This is a genomic window from Pseudomonas sp. LH21 (assembly GCF_036549575.1).
GTDB lineage: Bacteria > Pseudomonadota > Gammaproteobacteria > Pseudomonadales > Pseudomonadaceae > Aquipseudomonas > Aquipseudomonas peradeniyensis.
In genome coordinates, this window is record NZ_CP144367.1 from 111639 (window position 1) to 129041 (window position 17403).

General features: G+C 66.0%; 14 protein-coding genes. 7 read left to right on the forward strand and 7 right to left on the reverse strand.

The genetic code is table 11. From position 1 onward, the window contains the following. Positions 1-16 precede the first annotated feature (16 nt). The 4 genes from VUG52_RS00555 to VUG52_RS00570 form a co-directional block, all read right to left on the reverse strand. Positions 17-310, reverse strand: a complete 294-nt coding sequence (locus VUG52_RS00555) for a DUF2388 domain-containing protein (protein ID WP_050703224.1) — start codon at positions 308-310, stop codon at positions 17-19. 81 nt (positions 311-391) lie between these two features. Further along, a complete protein-coding gene (locus VUG52_RS00560) occupies positions 392-709 on the reverse strand; it encodes a DUF2388 domain-containing protein (RefSeq protein ID WP_050703225.1) in 318 nt (105 codons plus the stop codon). A gap of 298 nt (positions 710-1007) precedes the next feature. Next, positions 1008-1220 carry a DUF1127 domain-containing protein gene (locus VUG52_RS00565; RefSeq protein WP_011531561.1) on the reverse strand — a complete coding sequence of 71 codons (213 nt, stop codon included), beginning with the start codon at positions 1218-1220 and terminating at the stop codon, positions 1008-1010. A 592-nt stretch (positions 1221-1812) separates the two neighbouring features. After that, positions 1813-3201: a NorM family multidrug efflux MATE transporter gene (locus VUG52_RS00570; RefSeq protein ID WP_050703226.1), complete on the reverse strand. Its 1389-nt coding sequence runs from the start codon at positions 3199-3201 to the stop codon at positions 1813-1815. Positions 3202-3358: 157 nt separating this feature from the next. Here VUG52_RS00570 and VUG52_RS00575 point away from each other — a divergent pair, with 157 nt between their 5' ends. Continuing rightward, positions 3359-4288 carry a LysR substrate-binding domain-containing protein gene (locus VUG52_RS00575; RefSeq protein ID WP_050703227.1) on the forward strand — a complete coding sequence of 310 codons (930 nt, stop codon included), beginning with the start codon at positions 3359-3361 and terminating at the stop codon, positions 4286-4288. Between the two features lie 212 nt (positions 4289-4500). Beyond that, entirely contained in the window at positions 4501-6480 is a 1980-nt protein-coding gene (locus tag VUG52_RS00580; RefSeq protein ID WP_050703228.1) for a methyl-accepting chemotaxis protein, read from the forward strand. Positions 6481-6575: 95 nt separating this feature from the next. On the opposite strand, the gene hglS is transcribed toward VUG52_RS00580, so the two are convergent. Further along, a complete protein-coding gene (gene hglS, locus VUG52_RS00585; protein WP_050703229.1) occupies positions 6576-7961 on the reverse strand; it encodes a 2-oxoadipate dioxygenase/decarboxylase HglS in 1386 nt (461 codons plus the stop codon). A 225-nt stretch (positions 7962-8186) separates the two neighbouring features. Beyond that, the gene (locus VUG52_RS00590) at positions 8187-9077 is read right to left on the reverse strand and encodes a LysR family transcriptional regulator (RefSeq protein ID WP_050703230.1); all 891 of its coding nucleotides are present in this window, start codon (positions 9075-9077) and stop codon (positions 8187-8189) included. A gap of 136 nt (positions 9078-9213) precedes the next feature. On the opposite strand from VUG52_RS00590, the gene amaB reads away from it, so the two are divergent. Continuing rightward, positions 9214-10704 carry an L-piperidine-6-carboxylate dehydrogenase gene (gene amaB, locus VUG52_RS00595; RefSeq protein ID WP_220689958.1) on the forward strand — a complete coding sequence of 497 codons (1491 nt, stop codon included), beginning with the start codon at positions 9214-9216 and terminating at the stop codon, positions 10702-10704. A 132-nt stretch (positions 10705-10836) separates the two neighbouring features. Further along, positions 10837-12123, forward strand: coding sequence for an L-pipecolate oxidase (gene amaA / locus VUG52_RS00600; RefSeq protein ID WP_050703235.1), 1287 nt, complete (start codon positions 10837-10839; stop codon positions 12121-12123). Positions 12124-12271: 148 nt separating this feature from the next. On the opposite strand, the gene VUG52_RS00605 is transcribed toward amaA, so the two are convergent. Continuing rightward, on the reverse strand, positions 12272-13699 hold the full coding sequence (locus VUG52_RS00605; RefSeq protein ID WP_050703236.1) for a mechanosensitive ion channel family protein: 1428 nt from the start codon (positions 13697-13699) through the stop codon (positions 12272-12274). A 302-nt stretch (positions 13700-14001) separates the two neighbouring features. Between VUG52_RS00605 and ycaC the strand changes: the two genes are divergently transcribed. The 3 genes from ycaC (at position 14002) to VUG52_RS00620 (ending at position 17356) form a co-directional block, all read left to right on the forward strand. Next, complete coding sequence (gene ycaC, locus VUG52_RS00610) at positions 14002-14631, forward strand: isochorismate family cysteine hydrolase YcaC (protein ID WP_050703237.1); 630 nt, start codon at positions 14002-14004, stop codon at positions 14629-14631. 118 nt (positions 14632-14749) lie between these two features. Further along, positions 14750-15316 carry an antibiotic biosynthesis monooxygenase gene (locus VUG52_RS00615; protein WP_052896212.1) on the forward strand — a complete coding sequence of 189 codons (567 nt, stop codon included), beginning with the start codon at positions 14750-14752 and terminating at the stop codon, positions 15314-15316. 66 nt (positions 15317-15382) lie between these two features. After that, on the forward strand, positions 15383-17356 hold the full coding sequence (locus VUG52_RS00620) for an amidohydrolase (RefSeq protein ID WP_050703239.1): 1974 nt from the start codon (positions 15383-15385) through the stop codon (positions 17354-17356). Positions 17357-17403: the final 47 nt, after the last annotated feature.

Consider the following 17403-nt stretch of genomic DNA (forward strand, 5'->3'; position numbering starts at 1 on the left):
GGGGAGTCGAATGTAGTTATTGGACGAGAATCGCTTCGGCCAGTTCACGGTCGCCGACGCAAGGCCGGGCAAGGTCCTGGTGCAGCATGTCCAGCGCCGCCTGCAGGCGCGCGCCACGGATCTGGCCGTCGCTGGCGACGAATGCGGCGGCGTCGTCACGGGCGGCGGCGACCAGCTTGCGGTCGAACGGCGCGGCGGTGACCTGGCTGGTGACGTAGCCGCTGATGACCAGGCTCTGGGTGGTGGTATCCATGGCCTGGGCGCTGCTCATGCAGGCCAGGGCGAACAGTGAAGGCAACAGGTAACGCATGGGCGGTCTGGCGATGATCTCGGGCTGCGAAGGCTACCCCGGATCCACTGGCCGGGCCAGTGAATCCGGGCGGTGCGGGGCTCAGATGGCGAGGATGGCGCGGGCCAGCTGCGCGTCGCTGGCCTGCAGGTCCGGCAGTTGCTGGCGAATGTGCACGAACGCGCTCTCCAGCTTGGCGCCGCGGATGGCACCGTCGCTGCCGACGAAGCTGGCGGCATCGTCACGGGCGGCCTTGACGATCTTGTCGTCGCGGAACGAGGAGGAGATGTCGGAGGTGGCGTCGGTGGAGGCGGCTACCGCGCCCACCACGGCGTCGGTGGTGACGACGAAGCTGGTGGCATTGGCCGCGCCGGCGAGCGACAGCAGCAAGGCGGCGCCAAACAGGTGATAACGGGACATGGTCGGGGACTCCTGCACAGGGTCTGGATGGTTCTGCTTATCGGACGCTCGCTTGGCTCGTCACGGTACTTTTCTCTGCCAGGCGCGTAAGACAAGCGTAACACGCGCTGGTTCGGGCGTTTGGTTCGAGAAAAAGATCACAAATAGTAACTGTACCTGCCAATATGAGAATTTATAAAACTGTTATGGCTTGCTACGCAAGCGCTCTATTCCGGGCCTTGAAACAAAAAACCCGTTGCAGTTTCCTGCAACGGGTTCTTGTGAATTCGCGGTGCCGGCCTGGGCCGGCGACCGGCGCTTAGCGCCAGAAAGGCTTGCTCAGCTCTTCGTAGCGCTGCGACTCGCTGATACCGGCGTCGGCCAGCAGGCGGGAGTCCAGGCGCGCCAGTTGGCGGCGGCTGGCCATGCGGCGCTGCCACAGTACCAGGGTGGACAGGACGCGCAGCGGCAGGGCGGCGTTGGAAGCTTGGGCGTTTTCGAAAACCAGGTCGGAACTGAGGGTACGTTCCATGATGTGTCATCCTTCCGCTTGTGGCGGCATTAGGGAGTGATTTAACTGGTGGCCATCTTCCTCCTCTCTCGTCCAGAACAGTAGGTACAGTTCAGGTGTATTGTGAGGGGGCAGTTAACTGTTGGACGGGACTGTTGCACTGGTTATTGAGGGAACTGTACTGGTGCGCACTGGTTTGGTGCGATTTTGTGGTGTTGGTGGGGAAATGGTAAGCAGGAAGTGATGTTTTAGGCGGTACAGTAGTACAGTTTTAGATATGTTTTGGCTTGAAGTGTTCGACGACAGAGTTGCAGCGCCTATGAAATCGAGCGCCGCCCGCGCGGCGCATCGCGGCACAAGGCCGCTCCTACATCTGTTTCGGGCCAATCAATCCTGTGCCACTACCTGGTCCGCCTTGTTTGTACGACGCGATTTCAATGTAGGCACCAAGGCAGGCAACCATGGCCTGACAGGTTCGGTACGTTGCAACAAATGTAGGAGCGGGCTTGTCCCGCGATGCGCCGCGCGGGCGGCGCTCGATCTCAAGGGCCCTGCAAGACCATCGCCAGGCACCTGTCCGCCATTACGCGCCATCACGCGATCCCCAACCCCCTCAAACCGACACCGCCGCCCCCCGCGCCCGCTCGGCCTTGCCCAGCAACCGCTTCATCCGCCATTCAAAGCCGAACGTCAGCGCCACCGCCGCGCAAGCCAGGCCCAGCGCCAGCCCCCACCAGATTCCCTGCGCGCCGCCGCCGAGGTTGAAGGCGAACAGCCACGCGCTCGGCGCCCCCACCAGCCAGTAGCACACCAGGCCGATCAGGAAGGTGGTCTTGGCGTCCTTCAGACCACGGATCGAGCCCATGGCAATGGTCTGCACGCCATCGAACAGCTCGAACCAAGCCGCCACCATCACCAACTGTACCGCCAGCATGAAGATCGCCGCGAACGCTGGGTCGTTACGGTCGATGAACAGCCCGACCAAGGCGTCCGGCAGCAACCAGAACAGTGCGGCGAAGGCGAACATCAGCGAGGCACCGAAGCCGATCCCCACGCGCCCGGCGCTGCGGGCCGCCAACAGGTTGCCGGCACCATAGTAGAGGCCGACGCGCATGGTCACCGCGTACGAAAGGCCGGTCGGGACCATGAAAGCGGTCGAGACGATCTGCAGGGCAATCTGGTGCGCCGCCAGTTCCGTGCTGCCCAGCACGCCCATGCACAGGGCGGCGAAGGCGAACAGGCCCACTTCGACCATATAGGTGCCGCCGATAGGCAGGCCCAGCCGCCACAGCTCGCGCAGTGCCGGCAGGGAAGGGCGCGACAGCCCCTTGCGCAGCGGATAGGCGGCATAGGCCTTGTGCCAGCGAATATAAAGCGCGAGGGCGATGGCCATGCCCAGGGTCACCACCGCGGTGACCAGGCCGATGCCCATCAGCCCGAGCTTGGGCAGGCCGAACATGCCCTCGATCAGCGCATGGTTGAACAGGTAGTTGAACACCGTGCCCACCAGGCTGATGACCATCACCGGGGTCGAGTGGCCCAGGGCGCTGGTGAAGCCGCGCAGGGCCATGAAGGTCATGTAGCCGGGGAGGGCGAGCGGCAGCAGGGTGAGCAGTTGCATCGCCGAGTCGACGTTCTCCGGTTTCTGGCCGAACAGCAGCAGCACCGGCTTGAGGTTCCACATCACCAGTGCCGAGACCAGCGCCAGGCCCCAGGCCAGCCACAGGCCGCTCTGGGCCAGGCGGGTGACGCCCTCGGTGTCGTTGGCGCCTTTGCGGATCGCCACCAGCGTGCCGACCGCGGCGATCACGCCCAGGCAGAAGATCGACACGAACGAATAGCTCGCCGCGCCCAGGCCGCCACCGGCCAGGGCCTGCGGGCTGATGCGGGCCATCATCAGGGTGTCGGTGAGCACCATCAGCATGTGCGCCAACTGCGAGGCGATCAGCGGCCCGGCCAGGCGCAGCAAAGCCTTGAGTTCGGTGGTGGGCGCGACATGCATGGGGGCGGTCCTTCTGGATGATTCGGGGAAGCGAGCGGTCGATTCTGAGGCCTCGGTCAGCTTTGCACAAAAGGATAAATGCGATCACTGACATGAGTCTGACTCATGGATGTATGATCCTGTGCATCCGACCTACGCCCCGCCTGACAGGTGCGCCATGACCCGCCAACTGCCTCCGCTCTATGCGCTGCGCGCATTTGAAGCCGCCGCCCGGCTCAGTTCCTTCACCCGTGCTGGTGAAGAGCTTTCGATTACCCAGAGCGCGGTCAGCCGGCATATCCGCACCCTCGAGGAGCATTTCGCCTGTCGCCTGTTCGTGCGCAGCGGGCGCAGCCTGCAACTGACCGAAGCCGCGCGCATGCTGCTGCCCGGTGTGCGCGACGGCTTCGCCTCGCTGGAGCGGGCCTGCGAGGCCTTGCGTGGCGAGGACGACATCCTGCGCATGAAGGCGCCCTCGACCCTGACCATGCGCTGGCTGCTGGCGCGCCTGAGCCGTTTTCGCCACCTGCAGCCGGGCAACGAGGTGCAGCTGACCAGCGCCTGGATGGATGTCGATCATGTCGACTTCAATCAGGAGCCGTTCGACTGCGCGGTGCTGCTCAGCGATGGCAGCTTCCCGGCGGACTGGGAGGTGCGCCGGCTGTTCTCCGAGCTGCTGATCCCTGTGGGCGCGCCGGACCTGCTCGACGACGCACCGTGGGACGAGCGGCGCCTGGCGGGCATCGAACTGCTGCACCCCACGCCGGACAAGCGCGACTGGCGCGCCTGGCTGGCGCGCATGGGGCTGACCGACAAGGTTTCGCTCAAGGGCGGGCAGGTGTTCGACACCCTGGAACTGGGCATGATCGCCGCGGCACGGGGCTACGGGATCTCCATGGGCGACCTGCTGATGGTGGCCGAGGACGTGGCCCAGCGCCGGCTGAGCCTGCCCTGGCCGACCGCGGTGGCCAGTGGCATGGACTACTACCTGGTGTGGCCGCGGACCCGGCCGGGCGGGGAGCGGCTGCGCAGGTTGAGTGTATTCCTGCAGGAGGAGGCGGCGGCGATGGACCTGCCGGCGGTGCAGGTGCTGTCGGCGCAAGGTTGATGATCATCGTGGGCGAGCCCGCTCCCACGCAGAGCCACAGGACACAGCGGCAAGAAAACGTTTGCGAATATCCCGGTCCCGCACTCAAGTATTTCCTACAGACGCCGATCAACTTGCACCAGCGTCCCGGAAGAGGACGCGATTCCCCGTCGATATGCAGCGGGCGGTCAGCGTGATCAGGACGATCCCGGCCTCTTGCCAGGAGCCTTGCCATGTCTCAACCGCGTGCCCGAATCGCCTCGCAGCTCGGGATCGCCCTCGCCATCGTGCTGGCGCTGGTGATCACCGGTAGCACCCTGTTCGCCCTGCGTTCGCTGGACGACGCCAACCTCACCACCCGCCAGGCGCACCTGGCCAGCGAGGCGCGGCTGCTGGCCGACCAGCTCGACACCTTCCACGGCTCGCTCAAGGACAATACCCAGCGCCTGAGCGGCCTGTTCGAGCGCCGATTCGCCTCGGGGCTGGCGCTGCACGCCGGGGAGACGGTCAACGTCGCCGGTGCCGCGACACCGGCGCTGTACCTGGGCGACCACCTGCTGAACAACGATTTCCGCCAGGTCGACGAGTTCCAGCAGATGACCGCCGGGGTCGCGACCCTGTTCGTGCGCAGCGGCGACGACTTCGTGCGCATCAGCACCAGCCTGACCAAGCAGGACGGCAGCCGCGCCATCGGCACCCAGCTCGATCGCCAGCATCCGGCCTACGCCAAGCTGATGGCTGGGCAGACCTACGTCGGCCGCGCCGTGCTGTTCGAGCGCAACTACATGACCCGCTATGTGCCGGTGCGTGACGGCGGTGGTCGGGTGATCGCGGTGCTGTTCGTCGGCTTCGACTACACCGACGCGCAGAACGCCCAGTTCGCCAACCTCAAGCGCTTCCGCATCGGCCAGACCGGCTCGCTTGCGTTGCTGGACGAGCAGGGCAAGTGGCTGGTGCCGCCGGCCGAGGTACGTGACGGCGAGGCGGCGGCCCAGGCGGTCAAGGCGATCAAGCCGGGAGTAGGGCAGTTCTGGGCCGGTGCCGGCGAGCCGTTGTTCAGCGTCACCGAGCCGTTCGCCGAGGGCCCGTGGACCGTGGTGGCAAGCATGCCCGAGGGCGAGATCCGCGAAGTGACCTGGAGCGTCGGCCTGCGGCTGGCCATCGGCAGCGTGCTGGCGATGCTGCTGGCCGTGGCCGCCACCCTCTGGCTGCTGCGGCGCAAACTGCGCCCGCTGGGCGACCTGGTGCGCCAGGCCGAGGCCCTTGGCGCCGGCGACCTGAATGCCCGCCTGAGCGTCACCAGCCATGACGAAATCGGCCAGCTGGCCCGCAGCTTCAACCAGATGGGCGAGGCCCTGGCGACCATGGTCGAGCATATTCGCGCCGCTTCCGACCAGGTCAGTGGCCGTGCCCGCTCGTTGTCGGGCCTGTCGTCCGGCGCCTGCGAGGGCATGGACCAGCAGTCCGGCGAGATCACCAGCATGGCCGGCGCGGTGGAGGAGTTCAGCGCCACCTCGATGAACATCGCCGACAACATGGCCGGTACCGAACGTATGGCCCGCGACAATGCCCAGCAGACCCGCATCGGCCGCAGCGCCATGGACGAAGCTTCGGTTTCCCTGCGGCAGATTGCCGAGGCCTTGGGCGGCACCGCCAGTGTGATGGACACCCTGGGTGCCCGTTCGCAGGAGATCGGCGGGATTGTCGGCGTGATTACCTCGATCGCCGAGCAGACCAACCTGCTGGCGCTGAACGCCGCCATCGAGGCGGCGCGCGCCGGCGAGCAGGGCCGTGGATTCGCCGTGGTTGCCGACGAGGTCCGTGGCCTGGCCGCGCGCACCCGCCAGGCCACCGACGAGATCTCGGGCATGATCGCCAGCATCCAGCAGCAGACCGGCCATGCCATCAGCACCCTGGAGCAGGGCAACCAGCTGATGCAGGAAGGCCTGGCGCGCAACGACAAGGTGGCCGAGGCCCTGGCCCGGATCGACGAGCAGAGCAGGGTGGCGGGCGAGCAGTTCGCCGTGATCAGCACCGCGACCCAGGAACAGAGCAGCACCGCGACGGTGCTCAGCCGCAACCTGCAGAGCATCGCCCAGGCCAACAGCGAGCAGCGCGATGTGGCCAATGAGTTGGCCATGACCGCCCGCGAGCTGGAAGGGTTGGCGGGGCAGTTGCGCCAGGAAGTGGATCGGTTCCGCGTTGGGCGCTGATTGAGCAAACAACATCATCGCGGGGCAAGCCCGCTCCCACGAGCGCACCAAGGCCTCCGTGGGAGCGGGCTTGCCCCGCGATAGCGATCGACGTTCTACATCGCCCCCAAGCCCAACGCCTGCGCACACGCCTGCAACGACCTGCGCTCGCTCTGCGCATACAGCGCCAGTTCATCCTGCACCTGCAACCCCAGCGCCTGCTCGAAGGCCTCGCGGTTGGCGTTGCTGCCGTAGTCGGCCTGCCCATCGTCCCCCAGGTTGGACTGGAAGATCCCCGCCGCACTCACCGGCAGGAAATCCTCATACACCAGCGCCTCGAAATGCACGTGCCCGGCGTCGATCAACCCCTGCAAGGTGGTCGGGCGATCCTGTTGCCCGCGCTCGGCCAGGCCTTTCTCGGTGGCGAAGTAGCGAAAGTACGCCAGCCCCTGCTCGCGCATCTGCCCCAGGTCATCCGGAAACTCGGCGAAGTGCTCCGCGAGCAGCGCCATATATCGCTCGGCATTGGCCTCCGCCGGCGCGCCGCCCAAGGCTTCACGGGTCGCATCCAGCAGCCGGTCGTACAGCTGGCGCCCCTTGGGCGTCAGCGCCGCGCCGCGCTGTTCGATCTCGCCGAAACGCGCCGTGTGGCTGCCCTGGGCATCGCTGAAAGCGACCTTCTCCTGCAGGGCCTTGAAGCTGGTCTGACGCAGCAGGATCGGCTGGCGCCGGGTGGGCGGCCCCTCGACCACGGCCTTGGGTGGAATACCCTTGGCCGGCATGCCGAGCTGGATCGCGTCGATGTCCAGGGTGCGCGGGGTCAGGTGGTTGATATGCGGGCCTTTGAACGCCACCACGTCGGCGATCAGCCGGTGCTGGTCGTGCAACTGCTGGTACTGCTCGGCGCTGACCGTGGCGTCCTGGTGCCAGCGGAAGGTGTGCAATGCCTCCTGGACGAAGGCCTCGGCATCGCTAGTGTCCAGGCCGCCGTCGCGTTCGCATTGGGCGATCAGCTCGAGCACGCGGGGGGTGAAGATCTGCCGTTTCTCCAGGATGCCCCGGGCCAGTGCGCGCAGTTGCGGGTTGTCGATCAGCTCCAGGCGCAGCAGCGAGGTGAACACGCGGAACGGGCTGATGTGCAGCGACTGTTCATGCACGGCGCGAAACGCGGTGGAGTGCACCGGCACGCCAGCCGAGCTCAGGTCGTAGTAGCCGACCGGGTGCATGCCCATGACCGCGAACAGGCGGGCGATGGTGGCCAGTTCCTCGGCGGTGCCCACGCGGATGGCGCCGTGGCGTTCCTGGTCGAGGCGTTCGATCTCGCCGGTCCAGCGCAAGGCCTCGGCCACCTTGGGCTGTGCGGCCATGACCTGCTGGTTGGTCTCGCTCACCAGCTCGAGCAGCGTGCCGTACAGGGGGACTTCCTGCTTGTACATGAGCGACATGGCGGCAGAGAACTGCGCGCGGATGCTGTCGGGGCTGACGAAATCATGGGCGGGCATCGCAAGCTTCCTGGGTTAGTGGAGGACACTTACATGAAAACTGGGAATGGAGCTGGCGTACAAGCGAAAAAAAGTGCGGGTTTCATTCCTTTTTTGATCGACCATGAGGGCCATGGGGCTGCTTTGCAGCCCTTTCGCGGCACAAGGCCGCTCCTACATGGGAACGCGCTCGCCTGTAGGAGCGGCCTTGTGCCGCGAAAGGGCCGCAAAGCGGCCCCGGCGATCTCAAGCCTGCAGTTGTTCGCGAACCCACTCCACCAACGCCCGCACCTTCGGCACTTCCGCCGCATGCTCGGCATACGCCAGGTAATGCGCGCCATTGCTCTTCATCGCATGGTCCCAGGCCAGCACCAGGCTGCCCTCGGCCAGCTCCCGGGCCACCAGGTACCGCGGCACCAGCGCCACCCCGCACCCCGCCTGGGCCGCGCTCAAGGCCATGTAGAAGGTGTCGAAGCGCGGCCCGTGGTAGCTGTTGTCGGTGTGCAGCCCTTGCTCCAGGAACCACGCGTGCCAGGCCTCCGGGCGCGAGGTGCTCTGCAGCAATACCAGCTCCGCCACCGCGCCCGCGTCAGGCAGCGTGCGGCCTTGCAACAGCTCCGGCGCGCACACAGGCACCACTTCTTCGCCGAACAGCTCGACGCAGGTCGCCCCCGGCCAGGTGCCCTGGCCATAGAAGAACACCACGTCGGCCGAGCCCTGCAGCAGGGCGAACGGCTCCATCTCGTTGCGGATATCCAGGTGGATGTTCGGGTGGCGCTTGCCAAAGCCTTTTAGGTGCGGAATCAGCCAGCGCACGCCGAAACTCGGTTGAGTGGCTACCTTCAATACTTCGGTCTGCGAGCCATAGCTCAGGACATAGCGGCTGGACATGTCCACCTGGGTGAGGATCTTGTTCACCTCGGCCAGGTACAGGCTGCCGGCGGGGGTCAGTTGCAGGCGTCGGCGGATGCGCAGGAACAGGTGGTGACGCAGCATCTCCTCGAGCTGCGCCACCTGCTTGCTCACCGCGCTCTGGGTCAGGTGCAACTCCTCGGCGGCGCGGGTGAAGCTCAGGTGGCGGGCTGCGGCCTCGAAGCACTGCAGGGCGGTCATGGACGGAACCAGGCGTTTGGACATAAGCGGTCTCGGCGGCTGAAATCATTACCTGGTGGAATGATATGCGGAATAAAGGTCGTTTGTTGCACCTGTGTAATCGGATTAATACTGACCCCTATCCTTTTCCACCCCTTCACCCGATGAAAGGAGAAGCACAATGGTTGCTGCATTGCTCGAGCGTCTTGGCGTTGCCGCCGCGGCTCACACCCAGGGCGACTACCCTGTTCACACCCCGATCGACGGCAGCCGCATCGCTTCGGTGAAGCTGCTCGGCAAGGCTGACACCGTTGCCCGCATCGACCAGGCGCAACAGGCCTTCGAAACCTGGCGCAGCGTGCCGGCCCCGCGTCGTGGCGAGCTGGTGCGCCTGTTCGGCGAGGTGCTGCGCGAACACAAGGCCGACCTCGGCGAACTGGTCTCCATCGAAGCCGGCAAGATCACCCAGGAAGGCCTGGGCGAAGTGCAGGAAATGATCGACATCTGCGACTTCGCCGTTGGCCTGTCGCGCCAGCTGTACGGCCTGACCATCGCCTCCGAGCGCCCGGGCCACCATATGCGTGAAACCTGGCACCCGCTGGGCGTGGTCGGGGTGATCAGCGCCTTCAACTTCCCGGTGGCGGTATGGGCGTGGAACACCGCGCTGGCGCTGGTGGCCGGCAATGCCGTGGTGTGGAAACCGTCCGAGAAGACCCCGCTGACCGCCCTGGCCTGCCAGGCACTGTTCGACAAGGCAGTGAAAGCCTTCGGCGATGCGCCGGCTGGCCTGGCGCAACTGGTGATCGGTGGCCGCGAAGCCGGCGAAGCCCTGGTCGACGACCCACGCGTGCCACTGGTCAGCGCCACCGGCAGCACCCGCATGGGCCGCGAAGTCGGCCCGCGTGTCGCGGCGCGATTCGGCCGCAGCATTCTCGAGCTGGGCGGCAACAACGCCATGATCCTGGCCCCGAGCGCCGATCTGGACCTGGCCGTGCGCGGCATCCTGTTCTCCGCCGTCGGCACCGCCGGCCAGCGCTGCACCACCCTGCGCCGTCTTATCGTTCACCGTTCGATCAAGGACGAAGTGGTCGCCCGCGTCAAAGCCGCCTACGGCAAGGTGCGCATCGGTGACCCGCGCAAGGACAACCTGGTCGGCCCGCTGATCGACAAGCAGTCGTTCGATGCCATGCAGGGCGCGCTGGCCAAGGCCCGCGACGAGGGCGGCCAGGTGTTCGGTGGCGAGCGCCAGCTGGCCGAGCAGTATCCGAACGCCTACTACGTGTCGCCGGCCATTGCCGAGATGCCGGCCCAGAGCGACGTGGTGCGCCACGAGACCTTCGCGCCGATCCTCTACGTGCTGGCCTACGACGACTTCGAAGAGGCCCTGCGCCTGAACAACGAGGTGCCGCAAGGCCTGTCGTCGTGCATCTTTACCACCGACATTCGCGAGGCCGAGCGCTTCCAGAGCGCCTCGGGCAGCGATTGCGGCATCGCCAACGTCAACATCGGCACCAGCGGCGCGGAGATCGGCGGGGCGTTCGGGGGCGAGAAGGAGACCGGGGGCGGGCGTGAGTCCGGGTCGGATGCGTGGAAGGGTTACATGCGCCGACAGACCAATACCGTGAACTATTCGCGGGAACTGCCGCTGGCCCAAGGCATCGTCTTCGATTGAACCTCGTGGGAGCGGGCTTGCCCCGCGATAGCGTACGATCAGACGACGCCATCGCGGGGCAAGCCCGCTCCCACGAAGACCGCTTCACGCTGCTTTCACCTGCAACAAGAATAATATCGCTGGAGCCGGGCCATGTCCGAACTGCGTCAAGAATGTCTGTGGGAACACATTACCCAGCCGACCGTCGCCGCCCAGGCCCTGGCCGGCGAGCACAAGGCCGATGTCTGCGTGATCGGCGGCGGCATTACCGGCCTGTCCGCGGCGATCCACCTGCTGGAGCAGGGCAAGTCGGTGATCCTGCTGGAAGCCTGGAAGATCGGCCACGGCGGCTCCGGGCGCAACGTTGGCCTGGTCAATGCCGGCACCTGGATCCGCCCCGACGACGTCGAGGCCACCCTCGGCCACAAGCAGGGCGGCCGCCTGAACAAGGTGCTCGGCGAGGCCCCGGCTGAAGTGTTCGCCATGATCGAGCGCCTGGGCATCGACTGCCAGGCCCGGCACCAGGGCACCTTGCACATGGCGCACAACGCCACCGGCATCGCCGATCTCGAGGCCCGCCACCAGCAATGGACCCGGCGCGGCGCCGACGTCGAGCTGCTGACCGGCGCGCAATGCCAGGAATACTGCGGCACCGACAAGATTTCCGCCGCGCTGCTCGACCGCCGCGCCGGCACCATCAACCCCATGGGCTATACACAAGGCCTGGCCGCCGCCGTGAACCGACTGGGCGGCAAGCTGTTCCAGCAGTCCTCGGTCGAGGGCCTGGAGCGTGACGGCGACGCCTGGCGAGTGAAGACCGCACGCGGCGCGGTGCGCGCCGACAAGGTGGTGATCTCTACCGGCGCCTACACCGAAGGCGACTGGAGCAACCTGCAGAAGCACTTCTTCCGCGGCTATTACTACCAGGTCGCCTCCAAGCCCCTGCACGGCGCCGCCGCCGACAAGGTCCTGCCCCATGGCCAGGGCTCGTGGGACACCCGCACCGTGCTCAGCAGCATCCGCCGCGACGACCAGGGCCGCCTGTTGCTCGGCAGCCTCGGCCGGGTCGACAACAAGCCGGCGTGGTTCGTGCGCAGCTGGGCCGACCGTATCCAGAGCCACTACTACCCGGCGCTGGGTAAGGTCGAGTGGGAGATGCACTGGACCGGCTGCATCGACTTCACCCCGGATCACCTGATGCGCCTGTTCGAACCGGCGCCGGGGCTGGTGGCGGTGACCGGCTACAACGGGCGCGGCAACACCACCGGCACGGTGATTGGCCGGGCGTTTGCCGAGTTCCTGCTCAAGGATGACCCGGACAGCCTGCCGATTCCGTTCTCGCCGATGAGGCCGGTGAGCGCGCCGTCCTTGCGCACGGCGTTCTACGAGTCGGGGTTCTCGCTGTATCACGCAGGGCAGTGTCTGCGGGTGGTGTTGTAGGCTTTGGCGCACCTGTAGGAGCGGCCTTGTGCCGCGAATGGGCCGCAAAGCGGCCCCAGCGATTCTTGCTTCAACGCTGAAACCCTGGGGCTGCTGCGCAGCCCTTTCGCGGCACAAGGCCGCTTCTACAGGGGCAGGCGGTGCTTGGCTATTTGTGAAGCCAGCTGAGGAACCCACCTTTCTTCACCACCGTCGGTTTCTGCAGCAGCAGTGACTCGCGTTTCTGCCGCCTGAACCGCTGAAGCTTGGTCAGCGCCGACTTCACATCCCCGCTCTCGGCCAGGCAACCGCGCACCTGTTCCTTGTCGATGCGATAGAGCATGCAGCCGCTCAGGGCGCGGAACTCGACCGGCGATGCCTCGTCGTCCACCAGCCCCTCCAGCCCCAGCACCTCCCCAGGCCCCATGCGCCCGCCTTCGATCAACCGCTCGCCATCGCGCACCGAGGCCAGCACCACGCCACGGCTGATCAGCAGCACATGCTCAGAGCGCTCGCCGATGCCGAGGATGACTTGGTCGGCCAGGTACTCCACCGTGGTCATGCGCTGGCTGAGGGCATCGCGCTCTTCGTTGCTCAGTGAGCGGAATACCCGCACTTCCTCCAGCAGCTCGCGCTGGCGACTGCGCACGGGGGCGCCAAGCTCGGTGTTCCAGGTCACGCCGCTGGCCTCCAGGTGGCGGTGGGCCAGGTCGAACAGCTGGTTGCGCACCTCGGTCTTGCGCGACATCTCGGCGATGAAGCCGCTGGCCTCGTACTCCACCGACTCCAGGCTCGAAGCCTTCACCGTGACCTTGGGCGCCGGCTTGTCGAGCAGGATGCTGGTGCCCTGCAGGGTCTTTTCCAGCGCATCGAACACCCGCTGCGGACGCACCTTGGCCGGAACCACCACGCTGATCGACACCCCATGCACCTCGGCCGGGCGGCTGAAATTGAGGATCTTGGCCTTGGCCGCCACCGAGTTGGGGATCACCGCCAGGCTGCTGTTGCCGGTGATCAGGCGGGTGGCGCGCCAGTCGATGTCGACCACCTTGCCCTCGGTGCCGTCGATCGAGATCGCGTCGCCGATCTGGTAGGGCCGCGTGGTGTTCAGCACGATGCCGGAGAACACGTCGGCCAGGGTGCTCTGCAACGCCAGGCCGATGACGATGGCCATCACCCCGGAGGTCGCCAGCAGGCCCTTGACCGGCAGTTGCATCACATAGGCCGCCGCTGCCACCGCCGCGACCAGGAAGATCAGCGCCCCGACCACATCCTGCAACAGGCGTCCGCCGTGGCTGCCGCGTGCCACCAGCAACAGGCCGAACACCACTGTCACCGTGCGTGCGCCGAACAGCCACCAGCCGATCGCCAGCACTGTGGCCATCAGGTTGCGCGGCACATCGTCGGCCCAGGGCGGCGGTTGCAGCGGGCTCATGCCCGCCGTCAGCAGCACCGTGCTGAACACCAGGAAGCACACCAGCCGCGTGGCGATGCGCCAGGCCCGGTGGTGCAGCGGAATCAGCTGCCAGAGCAGCAGGTCGAGCAGGATCAGCAAGGTGCCGAGCAACAGCGGGTATGACTGGATGAACGCCAGCATGGTGGTCTCGGTGCGGGGGAGGGCTGTGGGTAGTAATAGAGTAGGTTGCGGTGGCGGGCAATGACTGTCTGCGGTATCGCAATCGCGGGGCAAGCCCGCTCCCACGCAAACGACATGGCTTGCGTGGGAGCGGGCTTGCCCCGCGATAAGGCCAGTACAGGCAACGCTTATCAATCGTTCGTAAAATAGAACGCTACAGCCAAATTTCACTATCTACCGCCACAAAGGTTCCGGATTTAATCTTCTCCCATCAACGCGAAACACCCCACCCACTGAAGATCGAAACCCAAGGAGCACCGGCAATGAACAACTTCAAATACAACCGCCTGAACAAAGACGACGCCGCCGTACTGCTGGTCGACCACCAGGCCGGCCTGCTGTCCCTGGTCCGCGACATCGAGCCGGACCGCTTCAAGAACAACGTGCTGGCCCTGGCGGACCTGGCCAAGTACTTCAACCTGCCAACCATCCTCACCACCAGCTTCGAGCAAGGCCCCAACGGCCCGCTGGTGCCGGAACTCAAGGAAATGTTCCCGGATGCCCCGTACATCGCCCGCCCCGGCCAGATCAACGCCTGGGACAACGAAGACTTCGTCAAGGCAGTGAAGGCCACCGGCAAGAAGCAACTGATCATCGCCGGCGTGGTGACCGAAGTGTGCGTGGCCTTCCCGGCGCTGGCGGCCCTGGAGGAAGAGTTCGAGGTGTTCGTGGTGACCGATGCCTCCGGTACTTTCAACGAAATGACCCGCGACGCCGCCCACGACCGCATGAGCCAGGCCGGCGCCCAGCTGATGACCTGGTTCGGCGTGGCCTGTGAGCTGCACCGCGACTGGCGCAACGACGTCGAAGGGCTGGCGGCGCTGTTCTCCAACCACATCCCGGACTACCGCAACCTGATCACCAGCTACAACGCCCTGACCGCCGGCAAGTAAGCCGCCGCCAGCCTGGCACCCGCGAGGTGCCAGGCAAGGCAGCACATCCATCCAATCCAGCGCTCGTCTGCTGTTGCACAGTGGATGCAGGCCAGCTCATCTCCAGGGAATGTCAGCGATGAACACCGCAACCGAAGGCAACCGCAGCGTCGTCACGCTGGTGATCCAGCACAAGGTCCGTGCCCAGGCGCTGGCGCACTACGAAACCTGGCTCAAGCGCACCGTGACTACCGCTCGCCGACAGCCCGGTCATCTGGACGTCAATGTCATCCGCCCGGACGACGGCGGCCGCCATTTCACCACTGTGGTGCGCTTCGCCGACGCCGACCTGCTGCAGGCCTGGGTCAACTCCGCCGAGCGCCAGGCGTTGATCAGCGAAGTGCTGCCACTGCTGGAAGACGGCGATCAGACCCAAGTGCACGATGACCCGGAATTCTGGTTCACCCCGCCCAGCGTGGGCGCCGCGCAACCGCCGCGCTGGAAGCAGGCCCTGCTGACCTACCTGGTGATCTGCCCGATGACCCTGGTCATTCCGCAGTTGCTGGCGCCACTGTTTGCCCGCTATCCGCTGCTGGGTGGCCCGATCACCGGCAACTTGATCACCAACCTGTTCGTCATCCTGCCCGTGGTGTTCTACATCATGCCCTGGGTGACGCGCCGCTGTGCCGGCTGGTTGCGCCGCTGAGCGCCCGCCGTGATCCATTGCTAGCCTTCAACCGCCTGCCGATCACCCACCCGGACGGAGAGCACCATGAGCCAGGACCCTACCGATCAGAGCCGCCGCAAGTTCCTCGCCACCAGCACCGTGCTCGGTGCCGCCGGCGCGCTGTGGAGCGCATTGCCGTTCACCTCTTCCGCCCATGCCGCTATTTCAGGAGATCCCATGACCGCCGACCTCATCCTGTTCAATGGCCGACTGCACACCGTCGACCGCGAGAAACCCCAGGCCAGCGCCGTCGCCATCAAGGACGGCAAGTTCATCGCCGTGGGCAGCGACGCCGAGGCCATGGCCCATAAAGGCGCCAGCACGCAGATCATCGACCTCAAGCAGCGCACGGTGATTCCGGGCCTGAACGACTCGCACCTGCACCTGATCCGCGGCGGCCTGAATTACAACCTGGAGCTGCGCTGGGAAGGCGTGCCATCGCTGGCCGACGCTATGCGCATGCTCAAGGAGCAGGCCGACCGCACGCCGAGCCCGCAGTGGGTGCGGGTGGTCGGGGGCTGGAACGAGTTCCAGTTCGCCGAAAAACGCCTGCCGACCCTGGAAGAGATCAACCAGGCCGCGCCAGACACCCCGGTTTTCATCCTCCACCTTTACGACCGTGCGCTGCTCAACCGCGCCGCGCTCAGGGCAGTCGGCTACACCAAGGACACGCCCAACCCACCCGGTGGCGAGATCCAGCGCGACAAGTTCGGCAACCCCACCGGCATGCTCATCGCCCGGCCCAATGCCGCGATCCTCTACGCCACCTTGGCCAAGGGCCCGAAGCTGCCGCTGGAGTACCAGGTCAATTCCACCCGCCAGTTCATGCGTGAACTCAACCGCCTGGGGCTGACCAGTGCCATCGATGCCGGCGGCGGCTACCAGAACTACCCGGATGACTATCAGGTGATCCAGGAGCTGGCAGATAACGGTCAGCTGACCGTACGCATCGCCTACAACCTGTTCACCCAGAAGCCCAAGGAAGAACTGGCCGACTTCAAGAACTGGACGCAGAAGGTCAAGCCCGGTGACGGCAGCGACTTCCTGCGCCACAACGGCGCCGGCGAGATGCTGGTGTTCTCTGCGGCCGACTTCGAGGACTTCCTCGAGCCGCGTCCGGACCTGCCGCAGACCATGGAGCAGGAGCTGGAACCGGTGGTGCGCCACCTGGTCGAGCAGCGCTGGCCGTTCCGCCTGCACGCCACCTACGACGAGTCCATCTCGCGCATGCTCGACGTGTTCGAGAAGGTCAACCGCGATATCCCGTTCAATGGCCTGCCGTGGTTCTTCGACCACTGCGAGACCATCACGCCGAAGAACATCGAGCGGGTGAGGGCGCTGGGCGGCGGCATCGCGATCCAGGACCGCATGGCGTTCCAGGGCGAGTACTTCGTCGAGCGCTATGGCGCCAAGGCCGCCGAGGCGACCCCGCCGATCAAGCGCATGCTGGCCGAGGGCGTGCCGGTGGGCGCGGGCACCGACGCTACCCGGGTGTCCAGTTACAACCCCTGGACCTCGCTGTACTGGATGGTCAGCGGCAAGACCGTCGGTGGGCTGGAGCTGTATCCGGACGGTGGCTTGAGCCGTGATGTTGCCCTGCAACTGTTCACCCACGGCAGCGCCTGGTTCTCCAGCGAGCAGGGCAAGAAAGGGCAGATCAAGGTGGGCCAGCTGGCCGACCTGGCGGCGCTGTCGGCGGACTTCTTCAGCGTCGAGGAAGAGGCGATCAAGTGGATCGAGTCGGTGCTGACCGTGGTCGACGGCAAGGTGGTGTATGGCGCCGGCGACTTCGAGAAGCTGGGGCCGGCGCAGATCCCGGTGGTGCCGGAGTGGTCGCCGGTGGTGAAGGTGCCGGGGCACTGGCGGGCCGGCGCGCCGCTGGCCGCGGCGGTGCACCAGTGTGTCGGGCCTTGCGGGGTGCATGCGCACAGCCATGAGAAGGCGCGGCATTCCAGTGTGCCGGTGAGCGACTTCCAGGGGTTCTGGGGGGCGTTGGGTTGTTCCTGCTTCGCGTTCTGATGGCCTGATCGCGGGGCGAGCCCGCTCCCACCGAGACTACAGGGCTT

Coding starts and splice junctions, on each gene's coding strand:
- ycaC (WP_050703237.1), top strand. CDS start 14,002: ATGAACAACTTCAAATACAACCGCCTGAACAAAGACGACGCCGCCGTA.
- amaA (WP_050703235.1), top strand. CDS start 10,837: ATGTCCGAACTGCGTCAAGAATGTCTGTGGGAACACATTACCCAGCCG.
- VUG52_RS00575 (WP_050703227.1), top strand. CDS start 3,359: ATGACCCGCCAACTGCCTCCGCTCTATGCGCTGCGCGCATTTGAAGCC.
- VUG52_RS00565 (WP_011531561.1), bottom strand. CDS start 1,220: ATGGAACGTACCCTCAGTTCCGACCTGGTTTTCGAAAACGCCCAAGCT.
- VUG52_RS00605 (WP_050703236.1), bottom strand. CDS start 13,699: ATGCTGGCGTTCATCCAGTCATACCCGCTGTTGCTCGGCACCTTGCTG.
- VUG52_RS00590 (WP_050703230.1), bottom strand. CDS start 9,077: ATGTCCAAACGCCTGGTTCCGTCCATGACCGCCCTGCAGTGCTTCGAG.
- VUG52_RS00620 (WP_050703239.1), top strand. CDS start 15,383: ATGAGCCAGGACCCTACCGATCAGAGCCGCCGCAAGTTCCTCGCCACC.
- VUG52_RS00560 (WP_050703225.1), bottom strand. CDS start 709: ATGTCCCGTTATCACCTGTTTGGCGCCGCCTTGCTGCTGTCGCTCGCC.
- hglS (WP_050703229.1), bottom strand. CDS start 7,961: ATGCCCGCCCATGATTTCGTCAGCCCCGACAGCATCCGCGCGCAGTTC.
- VUG52_RS00580 (WP_050703228.1), top strand. CDS start 4,501: ATGTCTCAACCGCGTGCCCGAATCGCCTCGCAGCTCGGGATCGCCCTC.
- VUG52_RS00570 (WP_050703226.1), bottom strand. CDS start 3,201: ATGCATGTCGCGCCCACCACCGAACTCAAGGCTTTGCTGCGCCTGGCC.
- VUG52_RS00555 (WP_050703224.1), bottom strand. CDS start 310: ATGCGTTACCTGTTGCCTTCACTGTTCGCCCTGGCCTGCATGAGCAGC.
- amaB (WP_220689958.1), top strand. CDS start 9,214: ATGGTTGCTGCATTGCTCGAGCGTCTTGGCGTTGCCGCCGCGGCTCAC.
- VUG52_RS00615 (WP_052896212.1), top strand. CDS start 14,750: ATGAACACCGCAACCGAAGGCAACCGCAGCGTCGTCACGCTGGTGATC.